The 26,936-nt window shown below is 60.3% G+C and carries 26 protein-coding genes; 20 read left to right on the top strand and 6 right to left on the bottom strand.

The genetic code is table 11. The features are described from left to right. Nucleotides 1–9 precede the first annotated feature (9 nt). The 12 genes from thiM to EV281_RS18315 all read left to right on the top strand — a co-directional run bounded on the left by thiM (nt 10) and on the right by EV281_RS18315 (nt 11,361). The gene (gene thiM, locus EV281_RS18370) at nt 10–810 is read left to right on the top strand and encodes a hydroxyethylthiazole kinase (RefSeq protein ID WP_132654874.1); all 801 of its coding nucleotides are present in this window, start codon (nt 10–12) and stop codon (nt 808–810) included. Beyond that, complete coding sequence (gene thiE / locus EV281_RS18365; protein WP_132654872.1) at nt 807–1,442, top strand: thiamine phosphate synthase; 636 nt, start codon at nt 807–809, stop codon at nt 1,440–1,442. The genes thiM and thiE overlap by 4 nt, the downstream gene beginning before the upstream one ends. Continuing rightward, nucleotides 1,439–2,251, top strand: a complete 813-nt coding sequence (gene thiD / locus EV281_RS18360; protein WP_132654870.1) for a bifunctional hydroxymethylpyrimidine kinase/phosphomethylpyrimidine kinase — start codon at nt 1,439–1,441, stop codon at nt 2,249–2,251. The genes thiE and thiD overlap by 4 nt, the downstream gene beginning before the upstream one ends. A gap of 184 nt (nt 2,252–2,435) precedes the next feature. After that, a complete protein-coding gene (locus tag EV281_RS18355; RefSeq protein ID WP_132654868.1) occupies nt 2,436–2,915 on the top strand; it encodes a GNAT family N-acetyltransferase in 480 nt (159 codons plus the stop codon). Between the two features lie 25 nt (nt 2,916–2,940). Next, nucleotides 2,941–3,963, top strand: coding sequence for a glycoside hydrolase family 3 N-terminal domain-containing protein (locus tag EV281_RS18350; protein WP_132654866.1), 1,023 nt, complete (start codon nt 2,941–2,943; stop codon nt 3,961–3,963). A 43-nt stretch (nt 3,964–4,006) separates the two neighbouring features. Next, on the top strand, nt 4,007–5,653 hold the full coding sequence (locus EV281_RS18345; protein WP_132654864.1) for an ABC transporter substrate-binding protein: 1,647 nt from the start codon (nt 4,007–4,009) through the stop codon (nt 5,651–5,653). 62 nt (nt 5,654–5,715) lie between these two features. Continuing rightward, complete coding sequence (locus tag EV281_RS18340; protein WP_132654862.1) at nt 5,716–6,693, top strand: ABC transporter permease; 978 nt, start codon at nt 5,716–5,718, stop codon at nt 6,691–6,693. Nucleotide 6,694: 1 nt separating this feature from the next. Continuing rightward, complete coding sequence (locus EV281_RS18335) at nt 6,695–7,573, top strand: ABC transporter permease (protein WP_132654860.1); 879 nt, start codon at nt 6,695–6,697, stop codon at nt 7,571–7,573. Next, nucleotides 7,570–8,373 carry an ABC transporter ATP-binding protein gene (locus EV281_RS18330; RefSeq protein WP_132654858.1) on the top strand — a complete coding sequence of 268 codons (804 nt, stop codon included), beginning with the start codon at nt 7,570–7,572 and terminating at the stop codon, nt 8,371–8,373. The genes EV281_RS18335 and EV281_RS18330 overlap by 4 nt, the downstream gene beginning before the upstream one ends. Next, complete coding sequence (locus EV281_RS18325) at nt 8,370–9,269, top strand: ATP-binding cassette domain-containing protein (RefSeq protein ID WP_132654856.1); 900 nt, start codon at nt 8,370–8,372, stop codon at nt 9,267–9,269. The genes EV281_RS18330 and EV281_RS18325 overlap by 4 nt, the downstream gene beginning before the upstream one ends. A gap of 69 nt (nt 9,270–9,338) precedes the next feature. Then, nucleotides 9,339–10,019 carry a hypothetical protein gene (locus tag EV281_RS18320; protein ID WP_132654854.1) on the top strand — a complete coding sequence of 227 codons (681 nt, stop codon included), beginning with the start codon at nt 9,339–9,341 and terminating at the stop codon, nt 10,017–10,019. A gap of 190 nt (nt 10,020–10,209) precedes the next feature. Continuing rightward, nucleotides 10,210–11,361 carry an alpha-hydroxy acid oxidase gene (locus EV281_RS18315; RefSeq protein ID WP_132654852.1) on the top strand — a complete coding sequence of 384 codons (1,152 nt, stop codon included), beginning with the start codon at nt 10,210–10,212 and terminating at the stop codon, nt 11,359–11,361. Between the two features lie 54 nt (nt 11,362–11,415). Here EV281_RS18315 and EV281_RS18310 read toward each other — a convergent pair whose 3' ends face one another. The 5 genes from EV281_RS18310 to EV281_RS18290 all read right to left on the bottom strand — a co-directional run bounded on the left by EV281_RS18310 (nt 11,416) and on the right by EV281_RS18290 (nt 17,166). Beyond that, complete coding sequence (locus tag EV281_RS18310) at nt 11,416–12,294, bottom strand: ABC transporter ATP-binding protein (protein ID WP_132654850.1); 879 nt, start codon at nt 12,292–12,294, stop codon at nt 11,416–11,418. Beyond that, a complete protein-coding gene (locus EV281_RS18305; protein ID WP_132654848.1) occupies nt 12,291–13,325 on the bottom strand; it encodes an ABC transporter ATP-binding protein in 1,035 nt (344 codons plus the stop codon). The genes EV281_RS18310 and EV281_RS18305 overlap by 4 nt, the downstream gene beginning before the upstream one ends. Nucleotides 13,326–13,329: 4 nt before the next feature. Beyond that, a complete protein-coding gene (locus tag EV281_RS18300; RefSeq protein WP_132654846.1) occupies nt 13,330–14,187 on the bottom strand; it encodes an ABC transporter permease in 858 nt (285 codons plus the stop codon). 5 nt (nt 14,188–14,192) lie between these two features. Then, entirely contained in the window at nt 14,193–15,197 is a 1,005-nt protein-coding gene (locus EV281_RS18295; protein WP_132654844.1) for an ABC transporter permease, read from the bottom strand. Nucleotides 15,198–15,264: 67 nt separating this feature from the next. Further along, on the bottom strand, nt 15,265–17,166 hold the full coding sequence (locus EV281_RS18290) for an ABC transporter substrate-binding protein (protein WP_132654842.1): 1,902 nt from the start codon (nt 17,164–17,166) through the stop codon (nt 15,265–15,267). 353 nt (nt 17,167–17,519) lie between these two features. Between EV281_RS18290 and EV281_RS18285 the strand changes: the two genes are divergently transcribed. The 8 genes from EV281_RS18285 to EV281_RS18250 all read left to right on the top strand — a co-directional run bounded on the left by EV281_RS18285 (nt 17,520) and on the right by EV281_RS18250 (nt 26,219). Continuing rightward, nucleotides 17,520–19,148, top strand: coding sequence for a beta-xylosidase (locus EV281_RS18285; RefSeq protein WP_132654840.1), 1,629 nt, complete (start codon nt 17,520–17,522; stop codon nt 19,146–19,148). A 334-nt stretch (nt 19,149–19,482) separates the two neighbouring features. Next, nucleotides 19,483–20,367 carry a dihydrodipicolinate synthase family protein gene (locus EV281_RS18280; RefSeq protein WP_132654838.1) on the top strand — a complete coding sequence of 295 codons (885 nt, stop codon included), beginning with the start codon at nt 19,483–19,485 and terminating at the stop codon, nt 20,365–20,367. Nucleotides 20,368–20,390: 23 nt separating this feature from the next. Next, the gene (locus tag EV281_RS18275; RefSeq protein WP_132654836.1) at nt 20,391–21,050 is read left to right on the top strand and encodes a GntR family transcriptional regulator; all 660 of its coding nucleotides are present in this window, start codon (nt 20,391–20,393) and stop codon (nt 21,048–21,050) included. A gap of 52 nt (nt 21,051–21,102) precedes the next feature. Continuing rightward, the gene (locus EV281_RS18270) at nt 21,103–22,434 is read left to right on the top strand and encodes a sugar ABC transporter substrate-binding protein (protein ID WP_132654834.1); all 1,332 of its coding nucleotides are present in this window, start codon (nt 21,103–21,105) and stop codon (nt 22,432–22,434) included. Beyond that, nucleotides 22,434–23,372, top strand: a complete 939-nt coding sequence (locus EV281_RS18265) for a sugar ABC transporter permease (protein ID WP_132654832.1) — start codon at nt 22,434–22,436, stop codon at nt 23,370–23,372. The genes EV281_RS18270 and EV281_RS18265 overlap by 1 nt, the downstream gene beginning before the upstream one ends. Further along, entirely contained in the window at nt 23,372–24,193 is an 822-nt protein-coding gene (locus EV281_RS18260; RefSeq protein WP_132654830.1) for a carbohydrate ABC transporter permease, read from the top strand. Before EV281_RS18265 ends, EV281_RS18260 begins: the two co-directional genes overlap by 1 nt. A gap of 26 nt (nt 24,194–24,219) precedes the next feature. Next, nucleotides 24,220–25,275: a sn-glycerol-3-phosphate ABC transporter ATP-binding protein UgpC gene (ugpC, locus tag EV281_RS18255; protein ID WP_132654828.1), complete on the top strand. Its 1,056-nt coding sequence runs from the start codon at nt 24,220–24,222 to the stop codon at nt 25,273–25,275. A gap of 2 nt (nt 25,276–25,277) precedes the next feature. Then, nucleotides 25,278–26,219 (top strand): PfkB family carbohydrate kinase, encoded by a 942-nt coding sequence (locus EV281_RS18250; protein WP_132654826.1) that lies wholly within the window; start codon nt 25,278–25,280, stop codon nt 26,217–26,219. 43 nt (nt 26,220–26,262) lie between these two features. On the opposite strand, the gene EV281_RS18245 is transcribed toward EV281_RS18250, so the two are convergent. After that, nucleotides 26,263–26,934 (bottom strand): GntR family transcriptional regulator, encoded by a 672-nt coding sequence (locus EV281_RS18245; RefSeq protein WP_132654824.1) that lies wholly within the window; start codon nt 26,932–26,934, stop codon nt 26,263–26,265. Nucleotides 26,935–26,936: the final 2 nt, after the last annotated feature.

Raw genomic sequence — 26,936 nt, 5'->3', positions numbered from 1 at the left:
AGGGGTACTATGGAGAACAAGACGCCCGGAGCACTATTGACGGCCATGCGCGCCAGACCGCCGCTCGTCCAGTGCATCACCAACTATGTGGCTATGAACATCGCCGCCAATGTCGTGCTTGCGGCGGGCGCCTCGCCCGCCATGGTCCATGCGGCCGAAGAGGCAGGAGAATTTGCGGCGATCGCCGGCGCATTGACCGTCAATATCGGTACGCTCTCTACACAATGGATCGATGGCATGCATGCGGCGGCGACGTCCGCAAACGCGGGCGGCAAGCCCTGGGTCCTTGATCCAGTCGCCCATTACGCCACCGCCTTCCGCCGCAAGGCCGTTACTGACCTCCTGGCGCTTCGCCCAACCATCATTCGAGGCAATGCATCCGAAATCATTGCGCTTGCCGGCGGCGAAAGCCGCGGCCAGGGTGTCGATAGTCGCGATCCGGTCGAACAGGCCGAGGCTTCCGCGCGGTTGCTTGCCGAGCGGCATGGCGCAGTCGTCGCCGTCACCGGCGTGGTGGATTTCGTCACTGACGGTGCGCAGGCGCTGCGCATCGAAGGTGGTTCGCCGCTGATGCCACAGGTTACCGCCCTCGGCTGCTCGCTCACCTGCCTGACTGGCGCCTTCGCTGCCACCATTCCCGCAGATCCTTTCGCAGCAGCTGTTGCAGCGCTCGCCACTTTCGCGGTCGCGGGCGAAGAGGCCGCAAAAGATGCGGGCGGCCCTGGCTCCTTCTCCTGGCGGTTCCTCGATGCGCTTTCCGCGCTCGATGGCTCAAAACTCGATGCGAAAGTCAGGATCAACGCAGTATGAAACGCTTCGATCTTTCCCTCTATCTGGTTCTCGACCCCGATCTCTGTGCCGGCATAGGCATGGTCGAAACGACGCGACTTGCCGTTGCAGGTGGCGCGACCATGGTGCAGCTTCGCGACAAACGGGGTGGAACTGCCAGGATGGTGGAAACAGGTCTTGCCCTGAAAGAAGTTTTGAAGGGCAGTGACGCTTTGCTGATCGTCAATGACGATGTGGAGGCGGCGATCGCGATCGGCGCCGATGGATTGCACATCGGCCAGGACGATATTGGGCCTGCCGCCGCCCGCGTAATGATCGGTCCGGACATGATCCTCGGACTGTCGGTGGAGACCGAAGCTCTGGCAGCGGCCGTCGATCCCGCGGTCGTCGATTATGCCGGTATTGGGCCGGTCTTCGCGACGCCCACCAAGACCGACCACAAGCAGCCGATCGGTTTCGATGGGCTGGCGAAGCTTGTTGAAGCGGCACCCGTTCCAACGGTTGCGATCGGCGGCCTGAAGAGCGAGCATGTCTCCTTCGTCCTTGCAGCGGGCGCCGATGGGCTTGCCGTCGTCTCGGCGATCTGCGGCACGCCTGATCCGAAGGCCGCGACGCTTCGCATTGCCGAGGAAATCCGAAAGGTTCGCCGATGATCCACAACGTCTTATCCATCGCCGGCTCCGATCCATCTGGCGGGGCCGGCATCCAGGCCGATCTCAAGGCCTTCTCCGCCCGCGGCGTCTACGGCATGGCGGCGCTGACGGCACTGACGGCGCAAAACACGCAGGGGGTGACCGGCGTGCATCTCGTGCCGCCGCACTTCGTTGCCCAGCAGATCAAGTCCGTCTTCGCTGACGTGCGCGTCGATGCCGTCAAGATCGGCATGATCGCCAATGCCGGCATTGTCGAAGCGGTCGCCGAGGCGCTGGCGCCGCATCGCGGCATCCCCATCGTCGTCGATCCGGTCATGATCGCCAAGGGCGGCGCAGCGCTCCTCGACCCGCAAGCCGTCGATGCACTAACACAGCACCTTTTGCCGCTTGCCACACTGCTTACTCCCAATCTGCCGGAGGCAGCCGCGCTGCTGCACGAACAGGTTGCCGAAAACCGCGAGCAGATGGGGGCGCAGGCCGAACGTTTGCGTGCGCTCGGCCCCAATATGGTGCTGGTCAAGGGCGGCCATCTCGAAAGCGATGAGAGCCCCGACGTGTTGTCCATCGCATCCGGTCTTCACTGGTTCGAAGCCAAGCGCGTACCGACGAAAAACACGCATGGCACGGGCTGCACCCTCTCAAGCGCCCTTGCAGCCGAGCTCGCCAAGGGCGCTTCGCCTCAGATGGCCGTCGCGGCAGCCAAGGCCTATCTGGCGCAAGCGGTTGCCGCCGCGGGCGAATTGACGGTCGGCTCCGGACATGGACCCGTCCATCATTTCCATGCCCTGTGGAAAGACGCGGACCTCTGAGCCGGGGCACAATTCAAGGATTACCAGGCGGCCCGGTCAAACCGGGCCGCTTTCTTTCTGGCTACCCTCAGTTGAACTGAGGCCAGCCGGCAAAAGCCTGTTGACAACGCCGCCCAGATATCCAAAGCTATGACATTAAAAGGGGATACATTCCGTAATAACGGAATATCTGGAGGAAAAACGGGTGTCCGACCTGCTTGTGAGCTTATATTCCACGAAGCTCGCCGAACTGAAAGCAAAAGCCGACTCCGTCGGTATTGCGATCCGTCCGGCCCTACCGCCGGAACTTTACATCGTGGTGAGCTGGGTGCGGGAGCATTTCAGCGAAAACTGGGCAAGTGAAGTCACCGTCGCCTTTTCGCGCCAGCCCGTTGCCTGCCTGATTGCCGTCGAGGACGGAAAGCTGCTTGGCTTTGCCTGCTATGACACGACTGCCCGCGGCTTCTTCGGTCCGACCGGCGTCGATCCTGCCGCACGTGGTAAGGGTTTCGGCCTCGCCCTCTTTTCCGGCTGCCTGCAGACCATGAAGACGCTGGGTCATGCCTATGCCTTCATCGGCGATGCCGGCCCTGTCGATTTCTACGTCAAGACCGCCGGCGCGGTCGAAATTCCTGCCCCCGACAAGGGCATTTACGAAGGCATGCTGCGAAGCCAGCCGAAATGACCATCTGATACCGGAGTTTGAAATAGTGTCCTCGACCCCGCTCGCTCTCTTCGTCGGCCTCCCCAATCCGACGCTGTCAGACGATGAATTTGCCCTCTTCCGCGAGACCAATCCGCTCGGCCTCTTCGTCGGCCGCCGCAACCTGCGCAATCCGGAGCAGGCAAAGATCCTGATCGAGCGTTTCCGCGAGGCCGTCGGCCGCGACGACGCGCCCGTCTTCACCGACCAGGAAGGCGGCCGCGTGCAGCATCTCGATGCCGGCGCCTGGCCGATCTTTCGCAGCTTCGGCCAGTTCGCCGAGCTCGCGCGTCGTGATTTCGAAGTCGGTAAGAAAGCGCTGCGTCTTTCCTCCCAGGCCATGGGCGCGATGATGAGCGAACTCGGCCTTTCGAGCGGCTGCTCGCCCGTTCTCGACCTCGTCTTCGAAACGACGAGCGCGGTCATCGGCGCCCGCTCATTCGGCCCTGATCCGGATTTTATCGCCGCTCTTGGGCGTGAAGTGGTCGACGGCCTCCTGGAAACCGGCAACATGCCGGTCATGAAACACATTCCCGGCCACGGCCGAGCGACACTTGATTCCCACAAGGAGCGCCCGGTCGTCGACGCTTCGCGCGAGACGCTCATCGCCACCGACTTCAAGCCCTTCGTCGCCCTGAAGGACGCGCCCTGGGCCATGGTCGCTCACGTCGTCTACTCCGCCTATGATGCGGAACTGCCGGCCTCGATCTCGCCGCTCATGCATGACGTGATCCGCAACGAGATGGGCTATGACGGCGTGCTGATCTCCGATTGCATCTTCATGGAATCGCTGCGGGGCACCCTGCCGGAACGCGTCGCCCAGGTCCTTGATGCTGGCTTCGATATCGCACTTCACAGCCACGGCGATCTCAAGGAAAGCGAGGCCGCCGCCAAGGCTGCTCGCCCACTCACCGAGGACGCGCAGAAGCGTATCGCCGCCGGCAAGGCCCGCCTCGGCAATCTCAAGATCGACTACCGTGCCGCCCATGCGAAAGTCGAAGCCATGTTTGCGAGCGCGCTGGTCTCCTGACCGCGCGGCTATTCTTCACCGCATAAGAAAAGGGGAATTTGACATGAAGAAATATATCCTGGCGGCTGCGGCCCTGACCATGTTGTCAGGCTCAGCCACAGCGCAGACCATCCTGACGGCCAATATCGAGCCGGCGACGACCTGGGTGCGCAACTTCAACCCGTTCAACCAGACCTCGTCGCGCCAGTCGACGCTTGACTTCATCTATGAGCCGCTGGTCATCTTCAACCGCTTCGACAGCAACAAGCCGGTCTATCGCCTGGCCGAAAGCTTCAAGCTCTCCGACGACCTGAAGAGCATCGATTTCAAGCTGCGTCCAAACCTGAAATGGTCCGACGGGCAGCCGCTGACGTCCGCCGACGTCAAGTTCACCTATGACTATCTGAAGAAGTTCCCGGCGCTCGACTTCGTCAGCATCTGGACGTTCATCACCGACGTTCAGGCCGTCGATGCTCAGACGGTTCGCTTCACGCTCGCCAATCCGAGTTCGCTGGCGGCCGAGCAACTCTCGCAGCTGCCGATCGTGCCCGAGCATGTCTGGAAGGACGTTGCCGACCCCGTTACCTACGCCAACGAAAATCCTGTCGGCAGCGGCCCGCTGACGGAAGTGCCGCGCTTTACCGGCCAGACCTATGACCAGTGCCGCAACCCGAATTACTGGGATGCCGAGCACCTGAAGATCGACTGCATGCGCTTTCCGCAGCTTGCCGACAACAACCAGATCCTGACGGCGACGGCCGACGGCACACTCGACTGGGGCGTCTCCTTCATTCCCGATATCGACAATGTCTATGTTTCGAAGGATCCGGACCACTATCATTACTGGTATTCGCCGAGCAGCATGGTCGCCTTCCTGTTCAACCTGGAGACCTCCAACGAGGACAACAAGAAGGCCTTCAACGACGTGAAGTTCCGCCGCGCGGTCTCCATGGCGCTTGACCGCAAGACGATGATCGACGTTGCCGGCTACGGCTACCCGACGCTGAACGAAGATCCGGGCCTGATGGGCGAGCTCTACAAGAGCTGGGCGGACCCGTCCGTCAAGGCCGACTTCGGCAAGTTCGGCGCCTATGACGCCGATGCGGCCAAGGCGCTGCTCGACGAAGCCGGTTATGTCGACAAGGACGGCGACGGCCTGCGCGACAATCCTGATGGTTCGAAGATCTCCTTCTCGATCATCGTTCCGAACGCCTGGACAGACTGGATCGACACGGTCAACATCGCCATCGAAGGCATGCAGGCCGTCGGCATCGACGCCAAGATCGAGACGCCGGAAGAAGCCGTCTGGACCTCCGACCTCATCGACGGCAAGTTCGATGCGGCGATCAACAGCCTGCCGGCCTCGGCCTCGCCCTACTACCCCTACAAGCGCGCCTTCAGCGCTTCGGACAAGGGCAAGACCCGCTTCACCGCCCAGCGCTGGTTCAGCCCGGAAGTGGAAGACCTGGTGACCCAGTTCACCCACACTGCCGATCTCGACAAGCAGAAGGACGCGATGAACAAGGCTCAGCGCATCGTTGCCGAAAACATGCCTGTCATCCCGGTCTTCAACAATCCCAACTGGTATCAGTACAATACCAAGCGCTTCACCGGCTGGTCTACGAAGGAAAACCCCTTCGTCAATCCGTCCATTTCGCGCACAAACCCGGCACGTCTTCTGAACCTGCTGGCGCTTGAGCCGGTCAAGTAAGCCACGATTACAAACGGCGGAAGCGGCGCGACAAGCGCCGCTTCCGTTTTGACGGAGTCCCCATGGCCTTTCTGCTTCGCCGCCTCGTCTTCTACCTAGCAGCCTTCATCGCGGCAGCGACGATTAACTTCTTCCTGCCCCGGTTGATGCCGGGCGATCCTGTGCGCATCATGTTTTCGAGCGCGGGCGCCGAACTGCCGCCGGAAAGCCTGCAGGCCCTGAAGCTCACCTTCGGCTTCGTTGACGGACCACTCTGGCAGCAATATCTCACTTACCTCGGCAGCATCTTCACCGGTGATCTCGGTCGCTCGATCAAGTATTTCCCGCTGCCGGTCACATCTGTGCTTGGCCATGCGCTGGTCTGGACTGTCGGCCTCATGGGCACGGCGACGATCGTCAGCTTCGCGCTCGGCACCTTCCTCGGCATCGTCGCCGCCTGGCGGCGCGGCAGCAAGTTCGACGTCATCGTCTCAATCGGCGCGATCTTCGCGACATCGGTACCAGCCGTCGTCACCTCGCTGATCGTGCTTTTCATCTTTGGTTTCACGCTCGGCTGGTTTCCGAATGGCTACGCGGCCGATCCCTCGCTCGATCCGGCCTTCAGCTTCCAGTATATCGGCAGTGTGGCCTATCACGGCATCCTGCCGATGATCACGCTCTGCACCGTGCTGGTCGGCGGCTTTACCGTGACCATGCGCAACAACATGATCAACCTGCTCGGCGAGGACTATATCGTCATGGCCCGCGCCAAGGGCCTGTCGGACCGGCATGTGATGCTTTGGTATGCGGCCCGCAACGCTCTGCTGCCAACCGTATCGAGCCTCGCAATCGCCATCGGCACCATTCTCGGCGGCTCGCTGGTGACGGAGGTTGTCTATAATTATCCCGGTCTCGGCAACATCCTCTACCAGGCGATCCTCGCCCGCGATTACCCCGTCATCCAGGGCCAGCTTCTGATCATGACCGCGACCATGCTGATCGCCAATTTTATCGTCGATGTCAGCTATGTGCTGCTCGATCCGCGACTGAAGGGAGCGTGAGATGAAAAGCCTGCTCCGCAATCGCAAGGCGCTGATCGGCCTCGCCATCATCGCCTTCATCGTCATCGTGGCGATCGCAGCACCGCTGCTGACGCATTACGATCCCGCCGCCCGCACCGGTCGCCCGCACCAGCCGCCGTCGGCGGAGCATATTCTCGGCACGACCCGCATCGGCCAGGATGTCTTTGCCCGGATGATCTATGGCGCGCGCACCTCGCTTGCCGTCGGTTTCGGCGCCGGTCTCCTGATCACCGCCGTCGGTACCGCGCTCGGCATCATCTCCGGCTATCGCGGCGGCAAGACCGACGAGGTCATCAGCTTCTTTACGAACATGGTGCTCGTCGTGCCGAACCTGCCGTTGCTGCTCGTCCTCGCAGCCTTCATCGGCCAGGCGAGCCCGCTTGTCATCGCGCTCATCCTTGGCGGCACGTCCTGGGCCTGGGGTGCGCGCGTCACCCGCGCCGAAACGCTCTCTGTCAAGCAGAAGGACTATGTCAAATCGGCTGAGATGATGGGCGAGCCGCAATGGCGCATTATGACATTCGAGATCTTCCCCAACGTGATTTCCATCGTCGGCATCAACTTCATCGGCAGCGTCATCTTCGCGATCATCACCGAAGCAACGCTGGAATTCCTCGGTCTCGGCGACCCGCGCGTCGTGTCCTGGGGCACCATGCTCTATAATGCGCAAAAGGCATCCGCGCTTTCGGTCGGCGCCTGGTGGGATATCCTCACACCCTGCTTTGCGTTGGCCTTCCTCGGCATCGGCATGTCGCTGCTGAACTTCGCCGTCGACGAAATCGCCAATCCGCGCCTGCGCACCGGCAACCAGCTCGGCCGCTGGACCGCTCTCATCCGCTCCGGGGAGGGTCGCCTGTGACGCAACCCTTGCTTTCCGTAAAAAACCTCACGATCGATTACATCGGCGAGGAAAAGGACTTTCGCGCCGTCGATAATGTGAGTTTTGATGTCGCCCCGGGCGAAGTCTTCGGCCTGGCCGGCGAATCTGGTTGCGGTAAGAGCACGATCGCCTTTTCCATCAGCCGGCTGCACAAGCCACCGGCGCTGATCCGCAAGGAGAGCCAGATTCTGCTTGCCGGCCGCGATGTACTGGATCTCGATCCAAAGGCGCTTGCCGCCTTCCGCTGGCGCGAAGTCGCCATGGTCTTCCAGAGCGCCATGAATTCGCTGAACCCGGTGCTGCGCATCGAGGACCAGTTCTACGACGTGTTGCGTACCCACAAGGGCATGACAAAGGCTGAGGCGCGCGAGCGTACGGCCGAGATGCTGCGGCTCGTCGATATCGCGCCGGATCGCATGCGCAACTATCCGCACCAGTTTTCCGGTGGCATGCGCCAGCGCATCGTCATCGCCATCTGCATGGCGCTCGATCCGAAGCTCGTCGTCATGGACGAGCCGACGACAGCGCTCGACGTGGTCGTGCAGCGCGAAATCCTGCAGCGCATCAATGAACTCAGGAAGCAATTCGGCTTCTCGGTGCTCTTCATCACCCATGACCTCGGGCTGATGGTGCAGTTCTGCGACCGCATCGGCATCATGCTCCAGGGCAAGCTCGTCGAGCAGAATGGTGCCGAGGCAATCTACAAGACGCCGCAGCATGACTATACCAAGAAACTCTGGGCCTCCTTCCCCTCGCTTCGCGGAGGTGTACTGCTATGAGCGATGCCATCCTCGCCCTCGATCGGGTGACTAAGACCTTCGGTCACGGTGCTTCCGCGGTTCACGCCGCCCGCGCCATTTCCTTCTCCCTCCGTGCCGGCCGCGCTTTGGCGCTCGTCGGCGAATCCGGCAGCGGCAAGACGACCTGCGCGCGCATGGCGATGCGCGAATATCAGCCAACGGCTGGTCAGATCCTCTACAAAGGCCGGCCCGTCGAAAGCTCAAGGTCGGACGAGATCGCCCGTTACCGGCGTTCCGTGCAGATGATCTTCCAGGATCCCTTCGCCTCGCTGAACCCGGCCCACACGATCGCCCACCACCTCCAGCGACCGCTGAGGCTGCATCGACCTGACATACGTGGCAAACAGGTTGATGCGACCGCGCGCGAACTGCTTGAGCGCGTGAAGCTTGATCCCGATATTGTCGCGCCGAAATATCCGCACGAACTCTCCGGCGGCCAGCGCCAGCGCGTCAATATCGCCCGCGCCCTCGCCGCCCAGCCGGAAGTGATCGTCGCCGACGAGCCCACCTCGATGCTCGACGTTTCCGTCCGCCTGGGCGTTCTCAATCTCCTGAACGACATGAAGAAGGAGATGAATCTCGGCCTGCTCTACATCACGCATGATATCGCCACCGCTCGTTATGTGGCAGAGGATATCGCCGTCATGTATTCCGGCCAGATCGTCGAATGGGGGAGCACCGCCAAGGTGATCGACAATCCCTCGCATCCCTATACCCGGCTGCTGCTGTCGGCGGTCCCAGACCCGGATGTGCGCTTCGACGATCCGAGAACACGTCTGCAGCCGCAGGAGGTCGAGGATATTCGCCGCCGCTCCGCCGTGCCGCAGGATCAGGTGGTGGAGCATGAAGCCGACCATTTCATCCGAGTTGTCTGAGCAAGGCTTGCTGGCTTCGATCGTCGCCCTATGCTAGGTGACGGTTCCTTTCAGTGAGACAAAACCACCATGCTGCCCTGGATCCAGCTCGATTCCGCGACCATTCCCGGCGACGGTGGAGAGCTGCGGCTAAAGCAGCGCGGCAACGAGTTTTCGATCATGCTCGGCGCCAACGAGCTGATGAACAGCCGCCTCAGCGGCTCCGAGGAGGCGCTGGCCACGCTATCCTTTGAGCGGATCAAATCGCATCCGAAGCCGGAGATCCTGATTGGCGGGCTCGGCATGGGCTTTACGCTAAGGGCCGCACTCGCGGTCGTACCTGAGAATGCAGGTATCGTCGTCGCCGAGCTTGTGCCTGCGGTCGTCGCCTGGGCGCGCGGCCCGATGGCGGAGGTCTTCAAGGGCTGCCTCGACGATCCGCGTGTCTCGATCCATCAGGGCGATGTCGGTGAAGCTATCCGTGCCGGCAAGGCCGGTTACGATGCCATCCTGCTTGATGTCGATAACGGTCCTGACGGCCTGACCCGCAAATCCAATGACCGGCTCTATAACTATGCCGGGCTGAAATCCGCCCACGAAGCGCTTCGCCCTGGCGGCGTTCTCGCCGTCTGGTCCTCCGGACCGGAGCTATCCTTCACCCGCCGGCTGAAGGATAGCGGCTTTGCCGTCGATGCCGTCAATACGCGCGCCAACGGCAAGCGTGGCGGAGCGCGGCACGTCATCTGGCTTGCAGTCAAAAGCGGTCGCTGACGTATCTCCCGCAATAAAATGCGCCTTTATCCGAGAAGGCGACGGAAGCGCACGCAAGAGAGCTTGAGATTGGTGCAACAATAATCGTATCCCATTCACATGGATCGCGAAGACGAGGAGGTCTCGCGGCCGTTCATCGGCTGAGCCGCACGCGGAGGCGTGACGTGCCGGCCCTCGATTGGATACAGGTATGCGCCTTTCAGATTGCCATAATTTCCACGATTTCCGCCGTCTCGCCAAGCAGCGTCTTCCCGGCCCGATTTTCAACTATATCGATGGCGCAGCCGATGACGAGGTGACCTACCGGCGCAACACCTCCTCCTTCGAAACTTGCGATCTTCTGCCAAGCGTGCTGCGTGGCGTCAGCGAGGTCGACATGTCGGTCACCGTCATGGGCCAGAAGCTCGCTATGCCGATCTATTGCTCGCCGACGGCGCTGCAGCGGCTCTTCCACCACGAAGGCGAACGGGCGGTCGCCCATGCCGCCGGTAAATTCGGCACGATGTTCGGCGTCTCCTCGCTCGGCACGATCAGCCTGGAAGAGGCAAGGCAGATCAGCAACGGGCCGCAGGTCTATCAGTTTTATTTCCATCGGGACCGCGGTCTCAACCGTGAAATGATGACGCGGGCGAAACAGGCGGGCGTGCAGGTGATGATGCTGACTGTCGACAGTATTACCGGTGGCAACCGCGAACGCGACAAGCGCACCGGCTTTGCCATTCCCTTCAAGCTCAACCTTGCCGGCATGGCACAGTTTGCAGTCAAGCCCGGCTGGGCGATCAATTATTTCACCCATGAGAAATTCCGCCTGCCGCAGCTCGACAGCCATGTCGATATGGGCAGCGGCACAATGTCGATCAGCCGCTATTTCACCGAGATGCTCGATCCGGCCATGAATTGGAACGATGTCGCCGACATGGTCAAGACCTGGGGCGGGCATTTCTGCCTGAAGGGCATCATGACGGTCGAGGATGCCAAGCGCGCCATCGATATCGGCTGCACCGGCATTGTGCTTTCCAATCACGGCGGGCGTCAGCTCGATGGTTCCCGCAGCGGCTTCGACCAGCTGGCGGAAATCGTCGATGCCGTCGGCGACCGCATTGACGTGATGGTCGATGGCGGCGTCCAGCGCGGCACGCATGTTCTGAAAGCTCTGTCGCTCGGCGCCAAGGCCGTTGGCGTCGGACGCTATTATCTCTTCCCGCTTGCCGCCGCCGGTCAGGCCGGCGTCGAACGCGCCCTTCTGCAAATGCGAACGGAAATCGAGCGCGGCATGAAGCTGATGGGCTGCGCCTCCGTCAGCGAGCTTTCGCCCGGCAATCTGCGTTTCCGCACCTGCTGAAACAAAGCCTGGCCTCCCTCCTTTGGGGCGAGGCCAGGCTTCGACAGGGAATGATCAGGCGCTCACAATCTTGCGAGGCGCAGATGCGCCGGCATCCTGCTGGCGCTCGCGGATGATGGCCGATGCATCATGCGGATCGGGCGGCAGCACCGCATTCTTCAAGGCGATCGAATACTCGTGCTGAGGATTGTCGAGCACTGTGCGCGCGTCACCGCTTTCGACCACCACGCCTTTGCGCATGATGATGACCCGGTCGGCAATGTAGTAGGCGGTCGCAAGATCATGGGTGATATAGATGATCGACACTTTCAGTGTGTCACGCAGCTCGCGGAACAGATTGACGATCGACATGCGCAGCGATGCGTCCACCATGGAAACGGGTTCGTCGGCGACGATCAGCTTCGGTTCGGGAATAAGCGCGCGGGCGATCGCCACACGCTGTAGCTGGCCACCCGACAATTCGTGCGAATAGCGACCGCGGATTTCCGCAAGAGAAAGGCCGACCCGCTGCAGTGCCACATCGGTAAGTGCTTCACGATCAGCGCGGTTCTTCGCACCCTTGAAGCGGTGGGCGGTGGAAAATAGATACTCGTCTATGCGCGTGAGTGGGTTGAAAGCCTCGAACGGGTTCTGGAATACCGGCTGGACCCGGGTCATGAAGGCTTCTCGGGCTCCACGGCTGCGCATACCGGCAACGTCTGCACCATCAAAGCGGATCGTGCCACGGTCGGCCGTCTCGCTGCCCAGGATCATCTTGGCAAGCGTCGACTTGCCGGAGCCCGATTCGCCGACGATCGTGAATATCTCCGGTCGACCAGTTTCCAAGGCGAAGCTGACCTCATTGACTGCTGTCATCCTGGCGCGCGAAAAAAAGCCGCCGATCGGGAAAAACTTGCTGACATTGTCAAGTTCGAGAAGGTTTTCGCCGCTCATTGGATCTTGTACTCCCCTGCCCTGAAACAGGCCACACGCCCGCCAGTCGCACTCGGCAGCATGGCCGGGACTTCCTTCGAGCATCGGTCGATCGCGATCGGGCACCGCGGATGGAAGCGGCATCCCGATGGCGGATTGGAAAGAGCCGGCGGTTTGCCCTGCAGGCTCTTTCTCGTTCTCGTATCGCCGATCCGCGGTAAGCTGCCGATCAGGTGAACCGTATAGGGATGCTGCGGATTGTCGAAGATCGCCTGGGTTGGCCCCTCTTCGGCAAGCCGCCCAGCATACATGATAGCCAACCGATCAGTGATGGCGGCATGCACTGACATGTCATGGGTCACGAAGATGACAGAGGACTGCATACGCGCCTGCACTTCCTTGATCAGCGCCAGAACATCTTGCTGTACGAGCACGTCAAGCGCCGTCGTCGGCTCATCGGCGATGATGAACTCCGGCTCGCAGACGGTCGCAAGCGCAATGGTCAAACGCTGCCGCATCCCGCCGGAGAGCTGATGTGGGAAAGCCTCAAGCACATGCGGATCGAGATGCAGGCGGGCAAGATGGGCCTCGACACGCTGACGGAAGGCCGCCGGATCGAGGTTCATGTGCCGGGAGGCGAAGTCGTTGAAAGCGTGTTTCACGCGCCGAACCGGGTTCAGCACATTCATCGAACCCTGCATTATATAGGAAAGGTGACGCCAGCGGGCGGCACGCATCTTCTGCGGCTCGCCATAGACGTCGATTGGCTTGCCACCGAAATTGAAATTGACCGTGCCGCCAACCACCCGCATCGGCGGGCGGATGGCGCCGGCAAGCGTCTTGATGAGCGACGTCTTGCCGCTCGAGGATTCGCCCGCGATACCGTAGATCTCGTTCTTGCGGACGGTCAGGCTGATATCGTCGACGGCACGGATCTCACGCCGGACCCCGAAATAATCATTGACGTAATAGCATTTCAGTCCGTCGATCGTCAGCGCGTCCCGGGAATTCTCGACAAGGGTCAAAGGCGCTTTCCTCAAAAGGTTCTGCATCGTCTCAGGCTCCCATTCGGGCGAGCCGCGAGCGCGGATCGATATATTCGTTGACCGACATGGCGAGCATGAAGAGGCCGAGGAAGAGGATCACTACGAAGAGCATCGGGAAGGCGACCCACCACCAGACGCCGGCGACCATGGCGGAATGGGCATTTGCCCAATAGATCATGCCACCCACCGTTGGCCGGTTGATGTCGGAGAAGCCCAGGATGGAGAGAGTCACCTCCAGACCGATCGCCCAGATGAGGTTGTTCATCGTCGTGAAGAAGACGATCGGCATGACATAGGGAAGGTGCTCGCGAATGAGGATCTGCGACGTGCGCATGCCGGAAAAGACCGCATGCCGCGTGAATTCGCGATGGCGGAGAGAAAGCGCCACCGAGCGGATCAGCCGGCTGTCATGCGTCCAGCCAAGCAAGGCTGCGACGATCGCCAGCACCGACCACGTCATCTGGTCGCGCAGCACGAAGACCAGCAGAAGCAGGATCGGAATGTTCGGCAGCGCACCGAGCGTATCGTTGATGCCCATGATGATTTGGTCGGTTCGCCCGCCGACGTAACCCGAGACCAGCCCGACAACGAGCGCAATGAGGCGGCTGACGACGGCGACGATGATGCCGAAGAGCAACGTGTTACGCAGCGACGCGCCGATCTGCCAGAAGACATCCTGACCGCGCGACGTCGTACCGAACCAGAACTCGGCCGATGGCGGCATATCGGGGATCACGACATAGATGGCAGTCTCGTCGTAGGGAGAGAAGAAAGAGGAGACGATCAACCCGACAATGATCAAAATCAGGATCGTCCCGAACAGGAACTCCTTGTTGTAGCGGAGCAGGTCTCTGAGGATCTTGAACATCGCACTTATCCCAGTTTCACGCGCGGATCGATCAGCGGATAGATGATGTCGATCACGAAGACGGCAGAGGCGACGGCAATGATCGCGATCGTGGTGACGCCGAGCACCAGGCTGTAATCGCCGGAATAAATGCCCGAGATCAGGAGCTTGCCGATGCCTGGGTAGTTGAAGACGAATTCGACGATGACGGCGCCGCCGAAGACATTGCCGAGGCTGAGCGCCAGGCCCGTGACCTGCGGCAGCATGGCGTTGCGCGCCACATAATGCGAAAAGATGCGGCTTGAGCGCACGCCGCCGAGCTCGGCATAGACGACATGATCGTCGGTGACGATGTTGGAGACGAGCGAGCGCATAGAGATGAACCAGCCGCCGATACCGACGAGCACAAGCGTCAGCGCCGGTAGGATGCCGTGTTCGATCACCGAGCTGATGAAGGTCCAGCTGAAAGCAGGCGCGAGATTGACCTGCGCGCCGTCACTAATCGGCAGGATCGGCCAGATGAAGCCGAAAAGAATGACGAGGCTGAGACCGATAATGTAAGTCGGGATCGGCTGCAGCGCCATGATCACGATGCCGGCAAGCTTGAGCACGCGGCTGTTTCGGAAATAGCCGGCAAGCGCGCCAAGCAGATTACCGATGATCCACGCAATGATGGTCGCGAGCGTCAAGAGGCCGACTGTCCACGGCAAGGCACGGCCGATGACAGTCATGACCGGTGTCGGGAAGGACGATAGCGACGGACCGAAATCACCAGTCAGCACCCGCCCCCAGAAAGTGAAATATTGTTCGAAGAGAGGGCCGCCGGTCCCATAGAGTTCCCGCAGCGACTGGCGCAGGATCTCGACCGCCTGCGGATCGGTGGAGCCGAAGCTGGTCAATAGCGAGACGGTCTGTTCCACCGGGTCGACCGGAGAGAAATGCGCAATCAGGAATGCAAGCGTGATGCCGGTGACGACGACGAAGAGGAACTGCAAGAAACGCTTGCCCACATAGATCAGAAAACCATTCATGGCATTCACCCTCCAATAGCATGAAGGGGAGCGGCCGGCAGCCCGGCCACTTCCCATGTCGACGCGATCAGTTTTTGGGAGCGTTCTGATTGGCCTTCAGGCCGGTCACCATGTAGCGGATGTTCGACCAGTTCGGACCCGAGGCCGAATAAGGGTTCTCGGCACTCGGATAATTGGTCCAGTAGGTCGTGTCGAACGGCGCGAACTTGTTGTAGGCCATCAGCGGGATCATCGGCATCTCCTCGACGGCCAGCTTCAGGAAGTCCTGGCCGACCTTCGTCACATCAGAGGAATCGAAGGCAATGGATCGATTTTTTGCGATGATCTGGTCGAGGCGCGGATCCTGCCAGCGTTGCAGGTTACGCGGCGGCTGGATCTGGCCGAGCGGCTTGATGAATTCCGAATGGTAGCTGTCCAGGAAGAAGGACAGGTCCGGATGGCCGCCCCACGTTTCGATGCTCCAGTAGATCGCAGCTTCGAAATCGCCGGTACTGAGGCGCTGGCCGTTGGTAGGGCCAGCAACATCCACTTTCGTGGCAATGCCGTTCTGGCTCCATTGCTGGGCAATGACCGTGCCGGCACGTGCGAGCGTCGGAATGGCGTCGCCTTCGACCTGAAGGCGGATCGTGAACGGCGTACCGTCGGGCTTCAGCCATTGATTGCCGCTCTTCTTGAAACCGGCCTTCTGCAGCAGCTCACTCGCGGCTTGCACGTCTTGTTTCCACCAGCCGAAACCGAAGGTGCGCTGAAGCTGCTTCGGATCGGTGGGAATCTGGTCGCCCCACTGACCGCGAACCATGGTGGCGATCTGCGCGGAAATATTGGGGTCATAGGGCTTGATCTTGCGGCTGCCGGTATCGAGCTCGAAATTGGTGAGCCAGTCCTGCATCGGCGCGTAATAATCGTCCGGTGCGGAACCCGTCGGCGGCGTGGCGAGCGCTGCGAGGTTGGCGGCACCGCGATAGGAGCCAAGTGCGACAGCACGGATATCGATCATCAGTGCCAGCGCCCAGCGGACATCCTTGTTATCGAAGGGCGGCTTCTTGGTGTTGAACAACACGGACGGCAGGGTCGGGTCCGGATGGGCGTAGGGGAAGCCCTTAAGCCAGGAAGCGACGCTCTTGCTGTCGCGCATCATGGCGAACATACCTTCGGGCGCCATGTCATTGATGACGTCGAGATTATGGTTGCGCTGCTCGATGACGCGGGCTTCCGGATTACCGGCAGCACGATAGACGACATATTTGACTTGCGGTGGTTCCTTGGCGGCCATGCCGATGGAGGTGCGCTGCCAATCGTCTCGTAGCTTCCAGATGGTCCAGTTGCCGCCCTTGTCATAGCTCTGCAGCACATAGGCGCTGAGAGACACCGGCGGATTGTTCTTGAATGCCAGAGGATCGCCGACTTTCTCGAAGACATGCTTGGGCATGATCCAGGCGGCGTTCCACCGCACTGTAAATAGCGTGTGGAAGCGTGAATTGGGCTTCTTCAGATGGAAGACCACTGTCAGCGGATCAGGGTTTTCTACGCTGGCAACGTTGACGGAAAACGGCGCGCTCCAGGACATGCCGGGATGGTCGATCTGAGTCTTGACCGTATAGACCACGTCATCGCTGGTGAATTCGACACCGTCGCTCCAATAGATGCCCTTGCGCAGCTTCACGGTCATTTGCGTGAAATCGGCATTGTAGGCCGGCGGCTCGGTGGCGAGCGCATTCTGCCAGGCGTCCGGACCGCCCTCTGGATTGATGAACCAGAACGTATCCGTCGTCAGCTGCTGCAGGCCGTTGACATTGGCAGCCCCGCCACCGCCTGGCGCCCAGACATTAAACCAGTCGGCATTCTGCTGCGGCGTGCCCTGGATGATCAGAGTTTCATTGCGCGGAATACCCGCAATGAAATCCTGCGCATAAGCAGGCAGAGCGGCGAGAGACAATAAGGCAATGACTGCAAATCTTGGGAACTTCATCGGACGCTCCTCCTCCTTGGCCCGCAGAGGCGGGCGCTTCCCGTAATCCGTTATCGATCGCGTTCCGGCGAAAGCGTCTTCATAGGGACCTGACAGTCCATATGACTCCTCCAGACGGCAAGCTTCGCCTCAACATTTATCGACAATTTTTCGCAAAACGGCAACAGGAAATTTTCAGAAAGCCAAAAACTCGCGGAATTTCCAGCATTTTTTAATCGCCGTCTAAGCATGAGTTTTTATATTATTGACAAAATGGCTGTTTCGCTTAGCTTTTGCGGCGAGCGCGGCGCCCTCCCAAGACGGCCGCACTTCATCACAAATTGGTCGGTCGGCCTTCGGGAGGAGGCTGAGGCATGACCGTTCAAGAGGAAAAGACGATGACGAGTTCCTATGACGTGACCATCACCGTTCACGCCGGCAGGCCGACCGGGCCCTACAAGCCACTGTGGAACTGGTTCGGTTATGACGAGCCGAACTATACTTACTCCCCACATGGCAAGAAGCTCCTGAAGGAGTTGACCGAGCTCAGCCCCGTCGCGCCACGCATCCGCGCGCATAATCTATTGACAAGCGGAGACGGCAAGCCTGCCCTGAAATGGGGCTCGACCAATGCCTATACGGAGGATGCCGACGGCAATCCTGTTTACGACTGGACGATCATCGATCGGATCTTCGATGCCTATGTGGAAGCGGGCAACATCCCGCTGATCCAGATCGGCTTCACGCCGGAAGCGCTTTCCGATTTCGACGGCCCCTACAAGCATCATTGGGAGCCTGCCGACAAATATGCGACGATTACTACCGGCTGGACCGCACCGCCGAAAGACTTGAAGAAATGGGGCGACCTGATCGAGGCCTGGGCACGGCATCTGGCCGATCGCTACGGCGAAGACGTCGTCTCCTCCTGGCCATGGGAAGTCTGGAACGAACCCGACGGCCATTACTGGACCGGTACGATCCCGGAATTCTGCGCCATGTATGATGCAAGCGCACGAGCGGTGAAACGCGCCCTGCCGAAGGCCCGCGTCGGCGGCCCGCACACGTGCGGCGCCTTTGCCAACGAGAAGGCCCAGACCTTCCTGCGCGCCTTCCTGCGCCACGTCGTCGAAAACAAGCCTCCGCTGGATTTCATTGCTTTCCACGCCAAGGGAAATCCGGTCATCTTCGACGGCCATGTGCGCATGGGCCTGCACAAGCAGCTACGCGACATCGAAACCAATCTTGCCATCATCAACGAATTCCCGGAACTTCGGCACCTACCCGTCGTCATTGGCGAGTCCGATCCCGAAGGATGCGCCGCCTGCTCCGCGCGCGTCCATCCGCAGAACGGTTATCGCAACGGTCCACTCTACGGCGTCTATGTCGTCGAAAGCATGATCCGCACCTACGAACTGTCACGCCGCGCCAATATCGAGATCGAAGGCGCGGTGACCTGGGCCTTCCTCTTCGACGACCAGCCTTATTTCGACGGCTTCCGCGACCTGGCGACCAATGGCGTCGACAAGGCGGTGCTGAACGGCTTTCGCATGCTCGGCAAGCTCGGCGGCGAATGGCTGGAATCGGAAAGCGACTATCGCCGCGATATCGAGGACATCATGAGCCACGGCGTTCGCGACAAGCCTGACGTGAATGTCGTGGCGACCCGCGACGACAAAGGCGTCTCGGTTCTCGTCTGGCACTATCATGATGACGACGAGACCGGCCCTGCCGCTGAGGTCGATCTTTCGATCGATGGCTGGGGCAATCGCCCGGCTGCGCTCAAGCACTTCCGTATGGACGAGCAGCATTCCAACTCCTTCCGTATCTGGAAGGAAATGGGCAAGCCGCAGGATATTGCAGACGCCGACTACGCCAAGCTCGAAGCCTCCGGCAAGCTTGCTGAGATCGACAACAAGGCTTCAGTTTCGGTCACGGACGGCAAGATCGATCTCAAGTTCTCCCTGCCGCGTCAGGGCGTGTCTCTCCTGCGCCTGGACTGGTGAGACGGCAGGCCACAGGGAGCGCAACTCTCCAAGTTGCGCTCCCTGCCCCCCTGGAGATTCGGTGTGCGATCCTTCCTTTCTCGATCGGGCCATTCACTACGCCCGTCTGCCGGCGAGATATCGGACTGCGCCGAGAGCGGGACGCGTCTTACATACAATGATGCGCACCTCCTGGAACAACCTCCGGCATCGCTGACCGGGTCGCCGCGCCCTGTGCCCTTGCGCCACCTTTAATCCACAGCTTCTCCGCATCACCTGTGACCATTCATCAGAAACAGGTTTACAGCCAACAACTGACATGTTAGCCATTCGACACTGACATGAGGGAGACATATTGGTGACGGGGTTTGGTTTATCGGTCGCGTTGGCGACGCCTTTCAAGAGCAGCGGTGAAATTGCCACTGAGGTCATGCTCGCCCAGGCAAAACGCAGCCTCGAATCGGGTTGCGCCAGCGTCACGCTATTCGGAACGACCGGCGAAGGCGCTTCCATCGGCAGCCGGGAGCGGGAGCGGATCCTTGACACTTTCATTGCCTCCGGCATCCAGCCCCGACAGATCGTCGTCGGCGTGCTCGTCGATGCTGCCGAAGATGCCGCTCACCAGATCTCACAAGCGCTGTCAAAGGGAGCGCGCAATATCCTGCTCGCCCCGCCTTCCTATTTCAAAAATGTGAGCGACGACGGTATCTTCGCCTGGTTTGCCGATGTGTTTGCACGTGTGGGCGACGCCGCACGTGACGTGCTGGTCTACAACATCCCCCCGGTAACGATGGTCGCGTTGAGCATCGACCTGATCAGCCGCCTGCGAAAGACCTTCCCCTCCATCGTCACCGGCGTCAAGGACTCCTCCGGCGACTGGCCCTATACGGAAGCCTTGCTGCGCCAGCACAGCGATCTAATCATCCTGATCGGTGATGAACGGCACCTTGCAAAGGGTGTCCGTATGGGCGGCCAGGGCGCAATTTCCGGCATGGCCAATTTTGCACCGCACGAAGTTCGCGCCATGGCCGTCGACGGCAAAGACGATCCGCGAGTGGAAGACTTCGTCGCCGAGCTTCTCAAGCATCCCGTCACGCCGGCCGTGAAAGTCATGGTGTCAAAGATGACGGGCGATGATACATGGCTTGCGGTTCGCCCGCCTCTGACGACAATCCCCGCAGATGGCCAGCGCGAGCTTGTTCTTGCCTTTGACGCACTTTTTCGCACAAAGGCAGCTTAGCGCTTATGTACGAGGAGAACCCGATGGATGGAGCCGACGAGCAGCCGACGCTGAGAGAGAAAGCCTATGAGAGCTTTACCCGGCATCTGCTTGCGCGTGACGTCCGTCCCGGGCAATTCGTCTCCCAGCGCAGGCTTGTCGAATTGACCGGCCTGACGCTCGGCGCCATCCGTGAGCTTATTCCGCGGCTTGAAGCCGAGGGCCTCATCAAGACCGTGCCGCAACGCGGCCTGCAAATTGCCCATATCGATCTCAATCTCATCCGCGAAGCTTTCCAACTTCGGCTTTTTCTCGAAAAAGAAGCCGTCGGGATCTTCACGGAGACGGCCAGCGACGAGACGATCGGGGCACTCCTGAGACAGCATCGCGAGATCGTGGCGGCAATCGAGGGCGGCAACCATTCGCATGAACTGGAAGTCCACGCCCAGGCCGTCGACTGGGGCATGCATGACGCCTTTATCGACGCGCTGGGCAATACCATCATTTCCAACGCCTATCGCGTCAACTCGATCAAGATGCGGCTAATCAGCCAGGAACGTTTCCGCATCGACGGACGCGTCGGTCCTGTCATGGGCGAGCATCTTCGCGTGCTGGAAGCGATCGAGCAGAGAAATACGCAGGAGGCCGTCGATGCCCTTGCCGCACACATCAACCACGCGCGCAGTCGCGCGCTGAGAATTTAAACTGATGCCTGCGGTGAGGAGATCGCAGGCCACATACCAGGAGGAGAACAGCATGACATCATCATTCATTCGCCCCACGCGCCGAAACTTTCTGGCGGGTTCAGCCGCGATCGGCGCTGCCGGGCTACTCGGCATCAAGCCTGCTTCGGCGGCAGTCGATTGGAAGCGTTTTGCCGGAACGACGCTCGAGGTAAACCTCGTCAAGAGCCCGCGCAGCGAAACGATCCTCAAATATCTGAGCGAATTCGAAGCGCTCACCGGCATCAAGGTCAACGCAGAAGCGACACCCGAGCAGCAGCAGCGCCAGAAGACGACGATCGAGCTTAGCTCCGGCAAGCCGAGCTTCGACGTCGTCCACCTCAGCTACCACGTCCAGAAGCGCCAGTTCGAGAAGGGCGGCTGGCTTGCCGATATCAGCGGTTTCGTCAAGGATCCGTCGCTGACCGACCCGTCGTTGGTCGAGAGCGACTTTGCGGAAGCCGGCTTGCAGTTCGCCAAGGATTCGCAAGGGGTACTGCGCTCGCTTCCCTTCTCGGTGGACTACTGGATTGTCTACTGGAACAAGGAACTGTTCGAGAAGAAGGGTCTCTCCTACCCCTCAACCTTCGACGAGATGGCCAGTGCAGCTGAAGCACTGACTGATAAGTCCTCCAATACCTACGGCTTCGTCGCTCGTGGCCTGAAGAATGCAAACGTGCCCGTCTGGACGACCTTGCTGCTCGGTTATGGCTCGACGCCGCTTGGCCCTGACGGAAAGCTGCGCACGACATCGGACGAAGCCATCCAGGCCGCCACAATGTATCAGCGCCTGATGACGAAGGCCGCCCCCGTCGGCGTTTCCGGCTTCAACTGGGCGGAAGCACAGTCGGCCTTCCTGCAGGGCAAGGTCGGCATGTGGCTCGACGGCGTCGGCTTTGCTCCGCCGATCGAAAATCCCGAAAAGTCCCGTGTCGTTGGCAAGGTCGGCTACGGCATCATGCCGAAGGGACCGAAGGCGCAGGCTGCCGCGACGACCGGCGACGGCATTGGCGTGACCGCTGCCAGCAAGAACAAGGAAGCAGCCTATCTCTTCTGCCAGTGGGTCATTTCTCACGACATGGGTGCGCGCCTCCTGCAGGCCGGCGCCGGCGTTCCCTTCCGCAATTCGGTCCTCGAAGATGCAAAGGTTCGCGAAGGCGTCACCATGCCGAGCACCTGGGTCGATGCCGTTGCCGGCTCGGCCAAGGTTTCGCAGCTCGCCCTGCCGGTCATCATTCCGGTCACCGAGTTCCGCGACATCTATGGTGTCGGCCTGACCAACATGATCGGCGGCGCCGATCCGGCAGCGGAACTGAAGAACGCCACGGCGCAGTTCGAACCGGTCCTGGCCCGAAGCGAGGGATAATGGCATCCGTGAGCATGGACACCCCGCGATCGAAAAGCATCGCAAATGGGAGGGGCAAGCCTGGCAGGCTTGCTCCGAACTACTGGCCCTTCGTTGTCCCGGCGCTGGTCGTCATCGCCGCGGTCATCGTTTTTCCCTGGGTGTTTACGCTCTGGATGAGCGTCAACAGCTGGACGCTGGGCCAGCCGGTGGTTTTTGCCGGACTGGACAATTACGCCCGGCTGCTGGTGGACATGCGCTTCTGGGAGTCACTGTGGCACACGGCGCTCTACACGTTTCTTGCCGTCGTCGCTCCGCTGTTTCTGGGCACCCTCGCCGCCTTGATCTTCGACGCGCAGTTTCCCTTTCGTGGGCTGCTGCGCGGCATTTTCGTTATGCCGATGATGGCGACACCCGTCGCCATCGCGCTCGTCTGGACCATGATGTTCCACCCGCAGCTCGGCGTGCTCAACTACCTGCTCTCTTTGATCGGCATCGGGCCGCAGGAATGGATCTACAACCAGAACAGCGTCATTCCCTCGCTGGTGCTGGTCGAGACCTGGCAGTGGACGCCGCTGATCATGCTGATCGTTCTGGGCGGCTTGGCGGCCGTTCCGCGCGAACCCTATGAAAGTGCGGAGATCGACGGCGCAAATGCCTGGCAGAAGTTCCGCTACCTGACCCTGCCGATGATCGCGCCCTTCCTGATGATCGGCGTCATCATCAGAAGCATCGATGCGGTCAAAAGCTTCGACATCATCTATGCGATGACACAGGGTGGCCCGGGAACGGCCTCCGAAACGATCAACATCTACCTCTATAACACAGCCTTTTCCTACTATGACATCGGCTATGGATCGGCGATGGCGGTCGTCTTCTTCGTCATCATCGTCGCGCTTTCCTTCGTGCTGATGATGGTACGCCAACGCGCCAACTGGTCGGACACGGAGACACGCTGATGAAACGCAAGACAATCGACCGTATCGGCCTGCTGTTTGTCGCCCTCGTCATGGTCTCCCCGGTCATCCTGTTTTTCCTCTGGATGATCTCGCTCTCGCTGAAATACGAAATCGATAACGGTGCCTACCCGCCGATCTTCATTCCCGAGCGTTTCGCTTGGTCGAACTACATGAAGGTCTTCGAGGAAAACAATTTTTTCCTCTATTTCTGGAATTCGATCCTCGTGACCGGCGGCGCTACCCTGCTCGCGCTGCTGATCGGCGTGCCTGCCGGTTACGGCATTGCGCGGTTGAAGGCTGAGCGTTCCGCCATGGTCATCATGATCGCCCGCATGACACCCGGCCTATCGTTCCTCATTCCGCTTTTCCTGCTGTTCCAATGGCTCGATCTTCTCGGCACGCTCTGGCCGCAGATCATCATCCACCTGGTGGTGACCGTACCGATCGTCGTCTGGATCATGATCGGCTATTTCGAAACGACGCCAATGGAGCTTGAGGAAGCAGCCAGTATCGATGGGGCGACGTCCTGGCAGGTGTTTCGCCTGGTGGCGCTGCCGATCGCAAAACCGGGCATCGTGGTTGCCTTCATCCTGTCGGTCATCTTCTCCTGGAATAATTTCGTATTCGGCATCGTGCTGGCGAGCCGTGAAACCAGAACCCTGCCGGTCGCCGTCTACAACATGCTTTCGTTTGAACAGGTCAGCTGGGGGCCGCTTGCTGCGGCTGCACTTATCGTCACGCTACCCGTACTCGTGCTGACGATATTTGCGCAAAAGCAGATCGTCGCTGGCTTGACCGCTGGCGCCGTCAAGGGCGGCTAAGCCGAGCACTGAAAGGACAATCAAAAATGGCTAATGTGAACATTCGAAACGTCCAGAAGCGCTTCGGTGCCGTTAACGTGATCAGGGATATCAGCGTCGATATCGCCGACGGAGAATTTGTCGTCCTCGTCGGTCCGTCCGGCTGCGGCAAGTCTACTCTTCTGCGCATGATCGCAGGACTTGAGGAAATGAGCGATGGCGAAATCCGGATCGGCACCCGCGATGTCAGCAATCTGCGAGCCCGCGACCGGGATATTGCGATGGTCTTCCAGAACTACGCGCTCTATCCGCATATGAGCGTCGCCGACAATATGGGCTTTGCCCTGAAATTGAAGAAGGCCGATACATCGGAAATCTCCGAACGGGTCAATAAGGCCGCAAACATTCTTGGCCTCGAAAAACTGCTCGATCGCTATCCGAAGCAGCTTTCGGGCGGGCAGCGTCAGCGCGTTGCCATGGGCCGTGCATTGGTGCGCGATCCGCAGGTCTTCCTGTTCGACGAACCGCTTTCCAATCTCGATGCCAAGCTGCGCGTACAGATGCGCGCCGAGATCAAATCGCTGCACCAGCGCATCAAGACCACGACGATCTATGTCACCCATGACCAGATTGAAGCGATGACGATGGCCGACAAGATCGTGGTCTTGCATGATGGTGTGATCGAGCAGGTCGGGGCTCCGCTGGATCTCTATGACCGGCCCGCCAATCTCTTCGTTGCCGGCTTCATCGGCTCGCCATCGATGAATTTCATCGACGGCAGGATCGAGGAGGGTGTTTTCCGCACGGAAAAGGGTCTGATCTTGCCGCTGCCCAATAATATCAAGAGCGCACCGACTGCCGGGCCACTCGTATACGGCATTCGCCCCGAACATATCCGCGCGAACCAGGGCGGAATTGCCGGCCGCGCCGAGATCGTCGAGGGAACCGGATCGGAGATCTTCGCCAAGCTCGACTGCAGCGGCGAGCAGATTTCCTGCCTCTTTCGAGAGCGACTGGCCATTGCCTATGGCGATACGGTCTCGATTTCCATCGATCCGGAAAGCGCCCACCTCTTCGATAAATCGACTGGCCAGCGCATTTGAATATGACCTCACCCACTGCGGATTGCAGGCCGCGCCACGTCCTGTGCGTCGGTGCGGCCGTGCTCGATACGCTGTTTCGCGTCAAGGCAATTCCGCAGGTACCGGGGAAGGTTCTGCCCTACGACATGTTGCAGGTGGCCGAGGGCATGGCATCAAGCGCGGCCTTTGCCATTATCCGCCTCGGCGGCATGGCAAGCCTATGGGGTGCCGTCGGCGACGACCAGGCCGGAGAGCAGATCCTGACCGAGTTGCAGCGAGCTGGTATCGATGTCAGTGGCAGCGCCCGGGTGGCCGGTGCCCGCTCCGCCGTTTCGACGATCCTCATCGACGATGATGGCGAACGGTTGATTGTTCCGTTCTATGACCCACGCCTGCACGAGAACGTCAGGGAAGTAACGGCCGACGATCTCACCGCATTCGATTCCGTCATGGTGGATGTGCGTTGGCCGGCTCTCGCCCTTAAAGTGCTGCGGACCGCAAGGACAGCGGGCAAGCCCGCGATCCTAGACGGCGATGTCGCACCGCCTCACATTATCGACATGCTGGCCAAAGAGGCCGACCACATCATCTTTTCAGAACCGGCAGCTCATAGCCTTTCGCAGATCAGTGATCCGGCCGGCATGGTCTCGTTTCTGAAGCGGCAATATCGGCAAGCACTGGTCGTCGTCACGGCCGGAGAGCGTGGCAGCTACTGGTGGGATGAAGAGATGGGCACCGTCGCCCATATGCCGGCTTTTCGGATAAAGACGATCGACACACTCGCGGCTGGAGATATTTTCCACGGTGCCTATGCACTGGCGATCTCGGAGGGCTTGGCGACCGATGCTGCGATCCGGATGGCCTCGGCCGCCGCGGCGCTGAAATGCTCTGTCTTCGGCGGGCGGCTCGGCGCACCGGATCGCATCGCGGTTTCGGCCCTTTTGGACGAAGCTGCATGCAGATAATCGGCGGCCGCCGACACGATCGCCGGCCAAGCCGTCTAGGGCCTCAATTCTCGCTTACATAGGCGAGATAACGCTTCTTGCTCGGCTGCAGATGATCGACACAGAGCTGCGCCAGAACCCAATTGTCCCGGCCCTTCAGCATCTCGATCATCAGCCGATGATGTTCATGCGAGATCTGCAGGGATTCCTTGCTCGACATAGAGTTGGCGCGCACCGGCAGGCTGAGGCGCATATAAAGTTCGATCGATTGCACGAGATAGGAATTGCCGCAGGCGCCGAAAAGCGTCAGGTGGAATCGGTCATTCGTCTCGTGCACGCCGCGTAGGTAGCCGGCTTCGACGTGACGGCCGTGCTCTTCATGCAGGGCCGTCAGATCGGCGATCAGTTTGTCGGGTGCGGGCAAGGGAATCCAGAGAGCAGCCTGCCGCTGCAGCAGTTCGCGCACATCATAGATCTCCTGCACCTGGCGAGGGGTCAGCGAGCGCACAGTGGCACCCTTGTTGCGCTCGCGCACGACGATGCCCATCGTTTCCAGCTGGACGATCGCCTGGCGGGCGAAATGACGGGTGACGTGGAAGCGCGCCAGCAAGGTATCTTCAGTCAGACGTGTACCAGGCGCCAGCCGTCCGAAGATGATGTCTTCTTCAAGCGCGCGTGCGATGCTCAGATCGTCATGTTCGATCTGGTCTTCCCTGATGTCATCGAGCGTCTGCATCA

Source organism: Rhizobium sp. BK418 (genome assembly GCF_004341105.1).
GTDB lineage: Bacteria > Pseudomonadota > Alphaproteobacteria > Rhizobiales > Rhizobiaceae > Rhizobium.
The sequence above is the reverse complement of the archived record's forward strand: the minus strand, read 5'-3'. Positions and strand labels throughout refer to the sequence as shown.